This window comes from Maribacter sp. 4G9 (assembly GCF_002742265.1).
GTDB lineage: Bacteria > Bacteroidota > Bacteroidia > Flavobacteriales > Flavobacteriaceae > Maribacter.
Genome location: NZ_MDGL01000034.1, coordinates 1 through 641 on the forward strand (window position 1 = coordinate 1; position 641 = coordinate 641).

A 641-nucleotide genomic window follows, 5' to 3' on the forward strand; every position below is an offset into this window, starting at 1 on the left:
CAGGTGTAAAGGTAAGGGGCCAGTCGAACCGTACGCTCCCATAGGCCTCCTCGTAGGGCTCGTCGCTAAGGTCCACGTCCGGGAAGTTCCCGTTCAGAAAACCGCCGATCGGCTCCGTGCCCGTAAGGCCAGGTCCCAAAAACATGGGCGAAAAGGCAAGGACGAGGACGCCCAGAAAAAGAATAGATAACATGGATCGCCAGCGCTTAAAATTCATAGAATGGGGCAAGGGATTTTTTTTCATCAGTGCTATCAATTAATATTTTTTCCTTCTATTAAATCGGAGAAATTGAATCACTATAAAACTCAAATGGGGAAGCAGTCAATAAACTGGGAATGAATCTTTAACTAAAATTAACAAACTAATAAGTAGAATAAAATAATCAATCAAAACATTTTTGACTTTTAGATGAAATAACTAGAAAATCGGGTAAAATACATCATTTAAGATTCAATAACTGATTGTCCGTAAGCACTCATAATTTAAATATCCTTGTTATTTTTGTAAAAAGGGGAATTATGAACCTATTCGATTTTACGGCACATTTTGGGAGCGAAGAGGCCTGTAGGCAGCATTTCAAGGAAGAGCGGGACAAGATCGGGGTGGAATGTAAATGCGGTGGCAAGGAACATTTTTGGAT

1 protein-coding gene and 1 pseudogene are annotated in these 641 nt (G+C 40.6%); one reads left to right on the plus strand and one right to left on the minus strand.

Features of this window, described 5'->3' with window-relative positions:
• A partial coding sequence (locus BFP75_RS04035) for a hypothetical protein (RefSeq protein ID WP_133118649.1) occupies positions 1–244 on the minus strand: 244 nt, incomplete at its 3' end.
• Positions 245–519: 275 nt separating this feature from the next.
• Between BFP75_RS04035 and BFP75_RS04040 the strand changes: the two are divergent.
• Positions 520–641, plus strand: a pseudogene (locus BFP75_RS04040) (IS1595 family transposase); the annotation flags it as partial.